Origin of the sequence: Microvirga sp. RSM25 (assembly GCF_044784385.1) — a bacterium.
Taxonomy (GTDB): domain Bacteria; phylum Pseudomonadota; class Alphaproteobacteria; order Rhizobiales; family Beijerinckiaceae; genus Microvirga; species Microvirga tunisiensis.
Genome location: NZ_CP173039.1, coordinates 393,358 through 405,926 on the forward strand (window position 1 = coordinate 393,358; position 12,569 = coordinate 405,926).

At 63.2% G+C, this 12,569-nt stretch carries 9 protein-coding genes and 1 pseudogene; 9 read left to right on the top strand and 1 reads right to left on the bottom strand.

The window, feature by feature from the left end:
* The first annotated feature begins 64 nt into the window (after positions 1-64).
* From ACD578_RS01860 to ACD578_RS01895, 8 genes and pseudogenes are all read left to right on the top strand, one after another.
* Positions 65-1,006 carry a glycine--tRNA ligase subunit alpha gene (locus ACD578_RS01860; RefSeq protein WP_404290354.1) on the top strand — a complete coding sequence of 314 codons (942 nt, stop codon included), beginning with the start codon at positions 65-67 and terminating at the stop codon, positions 1,004-1,006.
* 44 nt (positions 1,007-1,050) lie between these two features.
* Positions 1,051-3,007 (top strand): annotated as a pseudogene (gene glyS, locus ACD578_RS01865) (glycine--tRNA ligase subunit beta); the annotation flags it as partial.
* The gene (locus tag ACD578_RS01870; protein WP_404293650.1) at positions 2,987-3,307 is read left to right on the top strand and encodes a DALR anticodon-binding domain-containing protein; all 321 of its coding nucleotides are present in this window, start codon (positions 2,987-2,989) and stop codon (positions 3,305-3,307) included. The pseudogene glyS and the gene ACD578_RS01870, both read left to right, overlap by 21 nt.
* Positions 3,308-3,496: 189 nt before the next feature.
* Positions 3,497-4,135 (top strand): L,D-transpeptidase, encoded by a 639-nt coding sequence (locus ACD578_RS01875; protein WP_404293653.1) that lies wholly within the window; start codon positions 3,497-3,499, stop codon positions 4,133-4,135.
* A gap of 514 nt (positions 4,136-4,649) precedes the next feature.
* Positions 4,650-7,328, top strand: coding sequence for a pyruvate, phosphate dikinase (ppdK, locus tag ACD578_RS01880; RefSeq protein ID WP_404290356.1), 2,679 nt, complete (start codon positions 4,650-4,652; stop codon positions 7,326-7,328).
* A 2-nt stretch (positions 7,329-7,330) separates the two neighbouring features.
* Positions 7,331-7,597, top strand: a complete 267-nt coding sequence (locus ACD578_RS01885; RefSeq protein ID WP_404290358.1) for a hypothetical protein — start codon at positions 7,331-7,333, stop codon at positions 7,595-7,597.
* A 20-nt stretch (positions 7,598-7,617) separates the two neighbouring features.
* A complete protein-coding gene (locus tag ACD578_RS01890) occupies positions 7,618-7,968 on the top strand; it encodes a GFA family protein (RefSeq protein WP_404290360.1) in 351 nt (116 codons plus the stop codon).
* Between the two features lie 169 nt (positions 7,969-8,137).
* Positions 8,138-10,912, top strand: coding sequence for a PAS domain S-box protein (locus ACD578_RS01895; RefSeq protein ID WP_404290362.1), 2,775 nt, complete (start codon positions 8,138-8,140; stop codon positions 10,910-10,912).
* 169 nt (positions 10,913-11,081) lie between these two features.
* Here the strand turns inward: ACD578_RS01895 and ACD578_RS01900 are convergent, their stop codons facing one another.
* Positions 11,082-11,483 carry a hypothetical protein gene (locus ACD578_RS01900; RefSeq protein WP_404290364.1) on the bottom strand — a complete coding sequence of 134 codons (402 nt, stop codon included), beginning with the start codon at positions 11,481-11,483 and terminating at the stop codon, positions 11,082-11,084.
* Between the two features lie 127 nt (positions 11,484-11,610).
* Between ACD578_RS01900 and ACD578_RS01905 the strand changes: the two genes are divergently transcribed.
* Positions 11,611-12,459 (top strand): helix-turn-helix domain-containing protein, encoded by an 849-nt coding sequence (locus tag ACD578_RS01905; protein ID WP_404290366.1) that lies wholly within the window; start codon positions 11,611-11,613, stop codon positions 12,457-12,459.
* Positions 12,460-12,569 lie beyond the last annotated feature (110 nt).

Genomic DNA, 12,569 nt, shown 5'->3' on the forward strand with positions numbered 1-12,569 from the left:
TGACTTGGGCCGCCCGTCATCCCAAGGGTTCGCCTGACATTTTCGAGACAAACCGGACGCCGATATGACGAGCGAACCCGCGCACATGAACCCTGCGCGCTCTTTCCAGGGCCTGATTCTCACGCTCCAGCGCTATTGGGCCGAGCAGGGCTGCGTCATCCTCCAGCCGTACGACATGGAGGTCGGTGCGGGCACCTTCCACCCGGCCACCACCCTGCGGGCTCTCGGCCCCAAGCCCTGGCACGCGGCCTATGTGCAGCCCTCCCGCCGCCCGAAGGACGGGCGCTACGGCGAGAACCCGAACCGGCTCCAGCATTATTACCAGTTCCAGGTGATCCTGAAGCCGAACCCGCCGAACCTGCAGGAGCTCTATCTCGGCTCGCTCAAGGCCATCGGCATCGATACCTCCGTCCACGACATCCGCTTCGTCGAGGACGATTGGGAAAGCCCGACGCTCGGCGCCTGGGGCCTCGGCTGGGAATGCTGGTGCGACGGCATGGAAGTGTCGCAGTTCACTTATTTCCAGCAGGTGGCCGGCTTCGAGTGCTCGCCGGTCGCGGGCGAGCTGACCTACGGTCTCGAGCGCCTCGCCATGTATCTGCAGGGCGTGGAATCGATCTACGACCTCAATTTCAACGGCCTCGAAGGCGACCGGAAGGTCAGTTACCGCGACGTCTTCCTGCAGGCCGAGCAGGAATATTCGCGCCACAACTTCGAGTATGCCGACACGGAGATGCTGTTCCGGCATTTCCGTGACGCGGAGGCCACCTGCCGCAAGTATCTCGCGGACGGCGAGCCGCAGCCCGGCTCCAACGACAACCGCCATCTGATGGCACTGCCGGCCTACGACCAGTGCATCAAGGCGAGTCACGTGTTCAACCTGCTCGACGCCCGCGGCGTGATCTCCGTCACCGAGCGCCAGAGCTATATCCTGCGCGTCCGCGAACTCGCGAAGGCCTGCGGCGCGGCATGGCTGAAGACCGAGGGCGGGGGCGTGGCGGCCTGACCGCTGCTCCCATCCGTTTCCTCACTCAGACATAAAGTTCTCCGATGCCCGATCTTCTCCTCGAACTCTTTTCCGAAGAAATTCCCGCCCGCATGCAGCGTCGTGCAGCGGAGGATCTGAAGAAGCTTGTAACCGATGCGCTCGTGGAGCGCGGCTTCCTCTATGAGGGCGCGAAGGCCCTAGCGACGCCGCGGCGGCTGGCGCTCCATGTCGCGGGCTTGCCCGTGAAGGGGCAGGACGTGCGCGAGGAGCGCGAAAGGTCCGCGCGTCGGCTCGCCGGAGGCTGCGATCCAGGGCTTCCTGAAAGGGGCGGGGCTTTCCTCCATCGAGCAGGCGAAGATCGAGAGCGATCCGAAGAAGGGCGAGTTCTACGTCGCCATCATCGAGAAGCCCGGCCGCTCGACCCCGGACGTGCTGGCGGAGATCCTGCCCGGCATCGTGAAAAACTTCCCCTGGCCGAAATCCATGCGCTGGGGCGCGGCCTCGAAGGAGCCTGGTTCGCTCCGCTGGGTGCGTCCGCTCCATTCCATCATCTGCACCTTCGGGCCCGAGACCGAGGATCCGGAGGTGGTGCGCTTCGAGGTCGACGGCATCGCCGCGGGCGATGTCACGAAGGGCCATCGCTTCCTCGCGCCGGGCGAGATCCGCGTGAAGCGCTTCGACGATTACGCGCCGGCGCTGGAGCGCGCCAAGGTCGTGATCGACACGGACCGCCGCAAGGACATGATCCTGCACGACGCGAAGGACCTCGCCTTCGCGCAAGGGCTCGAACTCGTCGAGGACGAGGGGCTGCTCGAGGAGGTCGCCGGCCTCGTGGAATGGCCCGTGGTGCTCATGGGCTCGTTCGACGAAGCTTTTCTCGACATTCCGCCGGAGGTGATCCGCACCACCATTCGGGCGAACCAGAAGTGCTTCGTGCTGCGCAATCCCAGCACCGGCAAGCTCGCCAACAGGTTCCTGCTGACGTCCAACCTCATCGCCGGCGACGGCGGCAAGACGATCGTTGGCGGCAACGAGCGCGTGGTGCGCGCGCGCCTCTCCGATGCGAAATTCTTCTGGGAGACGGACCAGAAGGTGAGGCTGGAAGAGCGGCTGGAGAAGCTGAAATCCATCGTCTTCCACGAAAAGCTCGGCACGCAATACGAGCGCGTCGAGCGCATCGCGGCGCTCGCCAGGGAACTGGCTCCCGTCGTCGGTGCCGATCCTGCATTGGCCGAGCGCGCCGCGCGCCTCGCCAAGGCCGATCTCGTGACTGAGATGGTGGGCGAGTTCCCCGAACTGCAGGGCCTCATGGGCCGCTACTACGCGACGCTGCAGGGCGAGCACGCTTCCGTCGCCGCTGCCATCGAAGAGCACTACAAGCCCCTCGGCCCCTCCGACCGCGTGCCGACCGATCCGGTCTCGGTCGCCGTGGCGCTCGCCGACAAGATCGACACGCTCGTGGGCTTCTGGGCCATCGACGAGAAGCCGACGGGTTCGAAGGATCCTTACGCACTGCGTCGCGCGGCGTTGGGCGTGATCCGGCTGGTGCTGGAGAACAATCTCAAGCTGTCGCTGATCTCCCTGCTTGCGAAGCCGTTTGCGCGCGATGCGAAGGACGTTCTCTTCGAGGAGTTCCTGCAGGCCAGGAAACTCATTGAAGCCATCGAGGACAGCGCTCTCGCCGGGATTATCAACCATCCCGCGCTTCCAGATCTGGAATCCATTTTCCGGCAGCGGCAACTGGGGAACTCCGAAAGTCTGGCACGCATCATGTATGTGCGTGCGCTCGACCTCCTCTCCTTCTTCGCCGACCGCCTGAAGGTCTATCTGCGCGATCAGGGCGCGCGTCACGACCTCATCGACGCGGTGTTCGCGCTCGAAGGCCAGGACGACCTCCTCATGATCGTGCGCCGCGTCGAGGCGCTCGGCCGCTTCCTCGATACGGAGGATGGCAAGAACCTGCTCTCGGGTTACCGCCGTGCGGCCAACATCCTCCGTATCGAGGAGAAGAAGGACGGACACCCCTATAACGAGGCGCCCGACCTCCAGATCGTGAACGACCAGGGACAGATCGAGGAGAAGGCGCTCGCCGTGGTCCTTCACGGGGCGAAGGAAGAGGCGCAGAAAGCCATCGAAGCGGAGGATTTCGAGGGTGCGATGCGCGCTTTGTCCCGTCTTCGCCAGCCCGTGGACGCATTCTTCGACAAGGTGACCGTCAACGCGGAGGATCCCACGCTTCGGGCGAACCGCCTGCGACTCCTCAACGACATCCGCGAGGCGACCCGCACGGTGGCGGATTTCTCGCGCATCGAGGGGTAGCCTTGTCCCGCGAAGCGGCTCCGGCTTGCCGTCGGAAGATGCGATGCATGAAAATGGAGGGTTGCGCCACGCGCATGGGGCAGCCCCCAAGGGTTAATTCATGTTAAGGTGTGGCGTGAGGGGCACAGCCAATCGGCCACCTAGGCTCTAGGTAGGCGGCAACCGATTCAATTCAGAAGACCGATGATGATGATGATTCGACGCCTCCTGATTGCCGCTCTTCTGAGCGCCCCCCTTGCTGCCTGTCAGACCGCTCAGCAGCCGGTCGCCACGGCGGACGATTCCGCCTGGTATGTCGGCATGATGCCGGACAAGCCGCACAACATCCCGCTGGTCGATCGCCGCAAGATGGACGCGAAATACGCCCGCCAGACGGTGGAGTACAAAGGCACCGAGAAGCCGGGCTCGATCGTGGTCGATATCGACGAGCGCATGCTCTACCTGGTCCAGCCCGAGGGCAGGGCGATCCGCTACGGCGTCGGCGTCGGCAAGCAGGGCTTCTCCTGGAAGGGCATTGCGTCCGTTGGCCGCAAGGGCGTCTGGCCCAACTGGTCGCCCACCAGGACCATGGTCGGCATCAAGCCCGAGCTGCCGCGCTACATGGAAGCCGGCCTCGACAACCCGCTCGGCGCCCGCGCCCTCTATCTGCACCAGAACGGTGCCGACACGCTCTTCCGCATCCACGGCACCAACGAGCCCTGGAGCATCGGCGAACAGGTCTCCTCGGGCTGCGTGCGCATGCTCAACGAGGACGTGGCCGACCTCTACGAGCGCGTTCCCGTCGGCACGACGGTCTATGTGAAGCGCAACGGGCGGTACCGGGTTTAACGTATAGGCGGCCTTCAGGGCCGCCTTTTTCTTTGCATGACGTATTCGTCTGCGGGCTCGCCAGCGACCGCCATGGTACTCCCTATGGGGACGAATGATGTGCCGCGCCGTGTCTTCGAGCATAAGGCCAAGGCTATCAAAGGCTTCACATCGAAATGTGATGTGACACGTCTCGTCCGTACGAGGCTTTTGACCGGATTGCCCGTGCCATTGATCGAGAGAAAGTCCTCAAGAAATGGCGCCGGGATTGGAAAATCCGGCTGATCGAAGAGATGAATCCCGAATGGGGGATCTCAATCTCACCCTAAATCGGTGAAACACTGTCGTTCCGGGTTCCGCTTCGTGGTCCTGGAATCACAGTGAGACAGCCGTTCCAGGACTCGTGTCCTGCCTCGATGCCTGCCTGCTCCGAAAATTCCGGAACCGTGGCTGTTCAGCTTGCGTTTGGGCTCCACATGTTTCAAGCCAGCACCTGCGCGGCAGCAGGGTGTATTCAGAGCCAGGGGATCGAGCGATGACGCAGTGGGTCTATACCTTCGGGGACGGTAAGGCCGAGGGCCAGGCGGGGATGAAGAACCTGCTGGGCGGCAAGGGGGCCAATCTGGCCGAGATGTCCAATCTGGGACTGCCGGTCCCTCCGGGCTTCACCATCACGACGGAAGTCTGCACCTATTACTACGATCACGGCCGCTCCTATCCTGAGGAGCTGAAGACCCAGGTCGAGAACGCCCTGACCTATATCGGCCGCCTCACGGGCCGGACCTTCGGCGATGCCGAGAACCCGCTTCTCGTCTCCGTCCGCTCCGGTGCACGGGCCTCCATGCCCGGCATGATGGACACGGTGCTCAATCTCGGCCTCAACGACGTCACCGTCGGTGCCCTGGCCAAGGGCGCGGGCGACGAGCGCTTCGCCTATGACAGCTATCGTCGCTTCATCACCATGTATTCCAACGTGGTGCTGAATATCGAACACCACCATTTTGAGGAGATCCTCGACGAGTACAAGGATCGCAAGGGCTACAGCCTCGACACGGACATGACCGCCGAGGACTGGAGGGCCATTCTTCCGCGCTACAAGAACCTCGTCGAGAAGGAACTCGGCAAGCCCTTCCCGCAGGAGCCACAGGAGCAGCTGTGGGGCGCCATCGGGGCCGTGTTCGGCTCCTGGATGAACAACCGCGCCATCAAGTACCGCGAGCTGCACGCCATCCCGGCGAGCTGGGGCACGGCGGTGAACGTGCAGGCCATGGTGTTCGGCAACATGGGCGAGACCTCCGCCACCGGCGTCGCCTTCACCCGCAACCCCTCTACCGGCGAGAGCGAGCTCTACGGCGAGTTCCTCATCAATGCCCAGGGCGAGGACGTGGTGGCGGGCATCCGCACCCCGCAGGACATCACCGAGAAGGCCCGGATCGCATCCGGCTCCGACAAGCCCTCGATGGAAAGCGCGATGCCGGAGGCTTACAACGAGCTCGTGCGCATCTACAGCATTCTCGAGAAGCATTACCGTGACATGCAGGACATGGAATTCACGGTCGAGACCGGCAAGCTCTGGATGCTCCAGACCCGTAACGGCAAGCGCACGGCGAAAGCCGCCTTGCGCATTGCGGTGGAACTCGCATCCGAGGGCCTGATCACGCAGGAAGAGGCCGTCACCCGCGTCGAGCCGGCGGCCCTCGATCAGCTGCTCCATCCCACTATCGACCCGAAGGCCGAGCGCAAGATCCTGGCCACCGGCCTGCCGGCCTCACCCGGCGCGGCCTCGGGCGAGATCGTGTTCAACTCGGACGACGCGGAAGCCGCCAAGAAGGCCGGCCACAAGGTCATCCTGGTGCGCGTCGAGACCTCGCCGGAGGACATCCACGGCATGCATGCGGCGGAAGGCATTCTGACCACACGTGGCGGCATGACCTCGCACGCGGCGGTGGTCGCCCGCGGCATGGGCAAACCCTGCGTGTCGGGCGCCGGCCAGATCCGCGTCGACTATGCCTCGCAGACGCTCACGGTGGCGGGTCAGACGCTCAAGAAGGGCGACATCGTCACGATCGACGGCTCCAACGGCCAGGTGCTGCTGGGCCAGGTGGAGATGCTGCAGCCGGAGCTGTCGGGCGAGTTCGCCACGCTCATGGGCTGGGCCGACAAGGTGCGCCACATGAAGGTGCGCGCCAATGCGGAAACGCCGCTCGACGCCAAGACAGCGCGCAATTTCGGCGCGGAGGGCATCGGCCTGTGCCGGACGGAGCACATGTTCTTCGAGGGCGACCGCATTGTCGCCGTGCGCGAGATGATTCTCTCCGACGACGAGGCCGGCCGCAGGGCAGCGCTCTCCAAGCTGCTGCCGATGCAGCGCAAGGATTTCGTCGAGCTGTTCACGATCATGAGCGGCTTGCCCGTCACGATCCGTCTGCTCGATCCGCCACTGCACGAGTTCCTGCCGCATTCGGAAGAGGAGATGCAGGAAGTGGCGAAGGCGATGAACGCCTCCGTCGACAAGCTGAAGCACCGCGCCCGCGAACTGCACGAGTTCAACCCGATGCTCGGCTTCCGCGGCTGCCGTCTGGCCGTCGCCTATCCTGAGATCGCCGAAATGCAGGCGCGTGCCATCTTCGAGGCGGCGGTGGAAGCCGGCAAGACAACGGGCCAGCCCGTCGTGCCGGAGGTCATGGTGCCGCTCGTCATGACGAAGGCGGAGCTCGATCTCGTGAAGGCGCGCATCGTCGCCATGGCGGAAGCGGTGGCGAAGGAGAGCGGCGTGAAGGTCGATTATCAAGTCGGCACGATGATCGAGCTGCCGCGTGCGGCTCTGCTGGCCGGCGAGATCGCGGAATCGGCGGAGTTCTTCTCGTTCGGCACCAACGACCTCACGCAGACGACGCTCGGCATCTCGCGCGACGACGCGGCATCCTTCCTTGGTCCGTACACGCAGAAGGGCCTCCTGCCGGCGGATCCGTTCGTGACCATCGACCAGGAAGGCGTGGGCGAACTGGTGAAGCTCGCGGTAGAGCGCGGCAAGAAGACAAGGCCCAACATCAAGCTCGGCATCTGCGGCGAGCACGGCGGCGATCCGGCGTCGATCCACTTCTGTCAATCGGTCGGGCTCGATTACGTGTCCTGCTCGCCGTACCGCGTGCCGATCGCGCGTCTTGCCGCGGCGCAGGCGGCGCTCGGCAACAAGGCCGCGAGCCAGGCGTAAAAATGGCTCTGTCGCGCGGCCGCTTGCTCTACATCATCGCGGTGCTGATCTCCGGCATCGCGGTCGGGCTTCTCATGCTGCAGCAGCCTCACCTGCAGCAGACCGCCGTTCCGCCGGTAGCCTGGCCCTTTGCCGTCTCGCTGGTGCTCGATCTTGCGATCGGTCAATTGGCAGCTCAGAATAAGACCGAGCCGCTTACCATGGGAGATCGATTTGTAGCCGTCATCGGTGCAGGTTTGATCGTCACGGTAATGGTGGCTTTAGGATAACAACATCGAAGCGGGGGAAAATGGCGCTGCACAAGGGTTCATGTCATTGCGGCAAGGTGGCGTACGAGGTCGAGACGGATCTTGAGCAGGTGATCGAATGCAACTGCTCCATCTGCAGCCGGAAGGGCCATCTGCTCACCTTCGTGCCGCGCGTTGCCCTGACCGTGATTCAGGGCGAGGAGCATCTCTCCACCTATACCTTCAACACGCACACCATCCGGCATCGCTTCTGTGCCACCTGCGGCTGCGCGCCCTTCGGCGAGGGTCGGAAGCCCACGGGAGACGCGATGGCGGCGATCAACATTCGCTGCCTCGAGGACGTCGATCTGTCCCATATCGAGGTCACTCCGGTGGATGGGCGGAGTTTCTGAAGCCGGCCCGGAACCGCTTATGGCCAGCCGAATCTGACCCAAGGGCAATTGAAACGAAATAAAATATCACTTATAATAACCCTTCTCGCTGGGGCGGGCAGCTTTTCTTGGTCAGAACAGAAGGGGTGGTGGCGGTGGAAGACCGGCGCTGCATTTCCGAAGGCTCAGGATGCCAGACAGTTTGAGCGTTGCGGAGGATAACGTCATTCGTGACTTGCGCGGCACCCAGGCTGCAGCCAAGGGCTTTGATGCGCCCGACGCTTCAAGCGCACAGCTTCTCTCCGTCCTCCGGCAAGTCCCTGGTTTCTTTTGCTTTCTGCGTTGCCCTGATGATGTCGTTACGCTGACGAACGATGCTTTTCGGCAATTGACCGGGGGTAGGGCTATCACCGATCTAGCCCTGGACGAGACGCCGCTGGCCCGTTGGCCGGGCTTTCAAGAGCGCCTCGATCAGGCTCGCTCCGGCACTGCGCCGTCCGGGCCTCTTCGGGTGGCCATCCATTCTCAAGCGGACCCCAAGAGCACAGTCGAGGAGCAGTTCGTCCAATTTTCCTTCCAGCCCGTCTGGGGCGTGAGCAGGACACTTCTCGGAGTCGCCGTTCATGGCAGTGACGTGACCGAGCATGTCCGGCGCGAGCAGGAATTGAACGCCAGCAACGAGCAGGCGGAGGCGATCCTCGAAGTTCTTGGCGATGGTTTCGTCGCCTTCGATAAGGAATTCCGGGTCATCAAGCTCAACCCTGCTGCTCTTAGATATGACGGGCGTCAGGCCGATGAGATCATTGGCAAGATCCAATGGGAGGCGTGGCCCACATCGGCGGGCTCCGCTTTGGAGGTCGCGTATCGAAAGTGCCTTGCAGAACAGGTGCAGGTCTCACTCGAGCGCCGTTATCTCGGCTTTGGAAAAGACCGGTGGCTGGAATTGCGTGCCTGCCCGGTTCCGGGTGGCATCGTCAGCTTCTATCGGGATATTACCGAACGGAAGGCTTCCGAAGAGGCGTTGCGCGCCAGCGAGGAGCGCTTCAGGGCTCTGGTCGAGGCCGTTCCCCACCAAGTGTGGGAAGCCGGACCGGACGGATCGGTCGAGTGGTCCAATGGACGCCTTCCCGAATATCTGGGCACCACTCTCGATGATCTCGGAAACGGTGCATGGGAGCGCATCGTCCACCCGGACGATTATCCGGTTGTGCTTCAGGCCTGGCGGCAGGCACTGCAGGATGGAACGGTCTTCGAAAGCGAAATCAGGCTTAGTCGAGCGCGCGACGGGACCTACCGCTGGTTCCTGTCGAAAGCCGTTCCCGTTCGCGATCCCGCCGGGAGCGTCATCCGGTGGATCGGCACGAACACCGATATCCATGATCGAAAGATGGCCGCGGAGGAACTGGCCCATCTGAATGCCAGACTGGAGAAACGTGTCGAGGAGAGCACGCGGGACCGGGATCGCCTCTGGCATCTCTCGACAGACCTCATGCTCGTTGCCGACTTCGAGGGAACGATCCTGACGGCAAATCCAGCCTGGAGCCGCATGCTCGAGTGGAAGAACGGCGATCTCATTCGAGCATCCGTCCTCGATTTCGTTCATCCAGAGGATCAGGACGATGCTCATCTGGCCGTCAGGCGGCTTTCCCGCGAGCTGACCACGTGCGGCATCCAAAGCAGGCTTCGCCACCGGGACGGGTCTTATCGCTGGATCGCCTGGACGGCCGTGTCGGATGAGCGTTTCATCCATGCGATCGGCCGCGACATCACCGCCGAGGAGGAGGCGTCTCAGGCCCTGAAACAGGCCGAGGAAGCGCTGCGGCAATCGCAGAAGATGGAGGCCGTAGGACAGCTGACCGGTGGAATCGCTCACGATTTCAACAATCTGCTGACCGGCGTGATCGGTAGCCTGGATCTCATCCAGACCCGCGTCGCGCAGGGACGAACAGGCGATATCGGACGCTATATCGACGCTGCCATGTCCTCGGCGAACCGGGCTGCTGCGCTCACGCATCGCCTTCTTGCATTTTCCAGACGCCAGCCGCTCGATCCGAAGCCTGTCGATGCGAACGCCCTCGTGGGGTCGATGGAAGAGCTGTTCCGGCGCACGGCGCGCGAGACGATCCGGGTCGAGCTGCGGGCCGGCCAAGATCTCTGGCTGCCTCTCTGCGATCCCAACCAGCTGGAAAACGCACTGCTCAATCTCGTCATCAACGCCCGCGATGCCATGCCCGATGGAGGGGCCATCGCGATCGAGACGGCGAATGTCGAGCTGGATCACGCCTATGCCGCCACGCAGCAGGATGTGAAGCCCGGTCAATATGTTGCGTTGTCAGTGTCCGATACCGGTTCCGGCATGTCCGACGATGTGCTCGCGAGGGTCTTCGAACCCTTTTTCACCACGAAACCCATCGGTCAGGGCACAGGTCTCGGTCTTTCCATGGTCTACGGATTCGTCAGGCAGTCCGGCGGACATGTCCGGATCACTTCGGGAATAGGCCAAGGCACGACCGTCAAGATTTTCCTTCCTCGGTATCTTGGAGACGCCGTGCCTCGGGACCTGTCTGCCACGAACGCGTTGGCAACGCGCCCCAAGGCTCACGAGACCGTGCTCGTGGTCGAGGATGAACGCGTCGTGCGCGATCTCATCGTGGAAATGCTCGAGGAGCAGGGCTATCGCGTTCTTCAGGCCGAGGACGGGCCGAAGGGTCTCGCGATTCTACAAACCGGGCAACCGATCGATCTTCTCCTGACCGATGTGGGGCTGCCCGGCCTGAACGGGCGGCAACTTGCCGATGCCTTCCGGGCGCAACGGCCAGATCAGAAGGTGCTCTTCATGACCGGCTATGTAGAGAGCAATCTTCTCTCGGCTGGATTCTTGGGGCCGGGCATGGAAGTCATCGCCAAACCATTTCCCCTTGAAACCCTCGCGGCCAAGATCGAGGCCATCATTCACGGTCCTTAGAGCCTGCTCGGAGACGGGATCCAAGAGCTCGCCGGCCTTGCGCGAGCAAACTCACGCTGTCATGGCCGGCACAAGGCCGGCCATCCGGATGATGTGAAGCTCCGCATTTTCCCAATCGAGATCACCGGAACTGGCCCGGTGATGACGTGGGAGGGAATGGCGGCGGCATTCAGGCCGCAGCCGCCTCCGACCGGCGCAGACCGACGATCTGAAATTCCGCATACATCAGCACCACGAGTGCCTGCGCGATCACGAAGGCATAGCCTGCGCTCGTCGGCGACACCCAGCCGCTCACCAGCAGCAGCAGGCTGTCGACGACCCAGAGGGCATTGCCGAGCACCACGGCCCATGCGATCGGCTTCTGGATCTGCTCCCGCAGACCGAGCCAGCCGATGAAGGCCGCATAGGGCAGGAGAACCAGGCCCGCGATGCGCAGGAGCATGTCCGGCAACCCGAAGATCCCACTCAAGGGCCCTACACCGATCAGCATCATGAGGCCGAAGGCAGCGCTGGTGGTGGCATCGGCCACGAGAGCCTGGCGAAGAAGCGGGGAGGATTGGATCGTCATCATGGCTGTCTCCTTGTGGTTGTTCGGTTGAGAGCCTCAACCTGGCTTCAAGGATTCCGCAGGCCGTGAGCGCAGTCGATTACCTGCGAGGTCATGGAAGATCGGCCGGCATCACGTTATGGTCCGCCCCATGAAATCTGCGAGCACCCAATCCGTGAACACCGACCGACATGTGGGCGATTTCCTGCGCGAATGGCGCCAGCGCCGGCGCCTCAGCCAAATGGATCTCGCTCTCGAAGCCGAGATCTCCACCCGGCATTTGAGCTTTCTCGAAACCGGCCGCTCGCAGCCGAGCCGCGAGATGGTGCTGCTCTTGGCGGAGAAACTCGACATGCCCTTACGCGAACGCAACATCATGCTGGTTTCGGCGGGCTTCGCGCCGGTCTACTCGCAGCGCTCCCTCGACGATCCGGCTCTCGCGAGCATGCGTCAGGCCGTGGATCTCGTGCTGAAAGGGCACGATCCTTATCCCGCGCTCGCCGTCGACCGGTACTGGTCGCTCGTGTCCGCGAACGATGCCCTCGTGTCGCTGATCGGCGACGTCGACCCGGCGCTGATGAAGCCGCCCGTCAACGTGCTGCGCCTGAGTATCCATCCCGCAGGCCTTGCCCGCCGTATCGTGAATTTCACCGAGTGGCGCAACCATCTCGTCCATCGTCTGCACCGTCAGGTCGACGCGACAGGCGATGCGGTTCTGGCCGCACTGATCGAGGAATTGCGCTCCTACCCGACGCCCGATGCGGCCGCGCGGGCACCCAAGTCGAACCATGACTATGCCGGCATCGTCGTGCCGCTCCAGATCATGACGGGGGAGGGTATGCTCACCCTGTTCAGCACGACGACGATCTTCGGCACGCCGGTCGACGTGACCTTGTCGGAACTCGCCATCGAGGCCTTCTTCCCGGCCGATTCCGGGACGGGCCTCGCGTTGGGGCGTCTCGCCGAGAAGCGTCAGGCTGCCGCAGCGGCAAGCAGATGAGGGGAGCCCTGTCTTAACCACCCATCAACCTTAACCCGCGATAACTTTACGACATCGGAGCCCTCCTGCTGGATGCTCCGGATTGTTCGAGTTTTTTGCAGGGTGTAGCG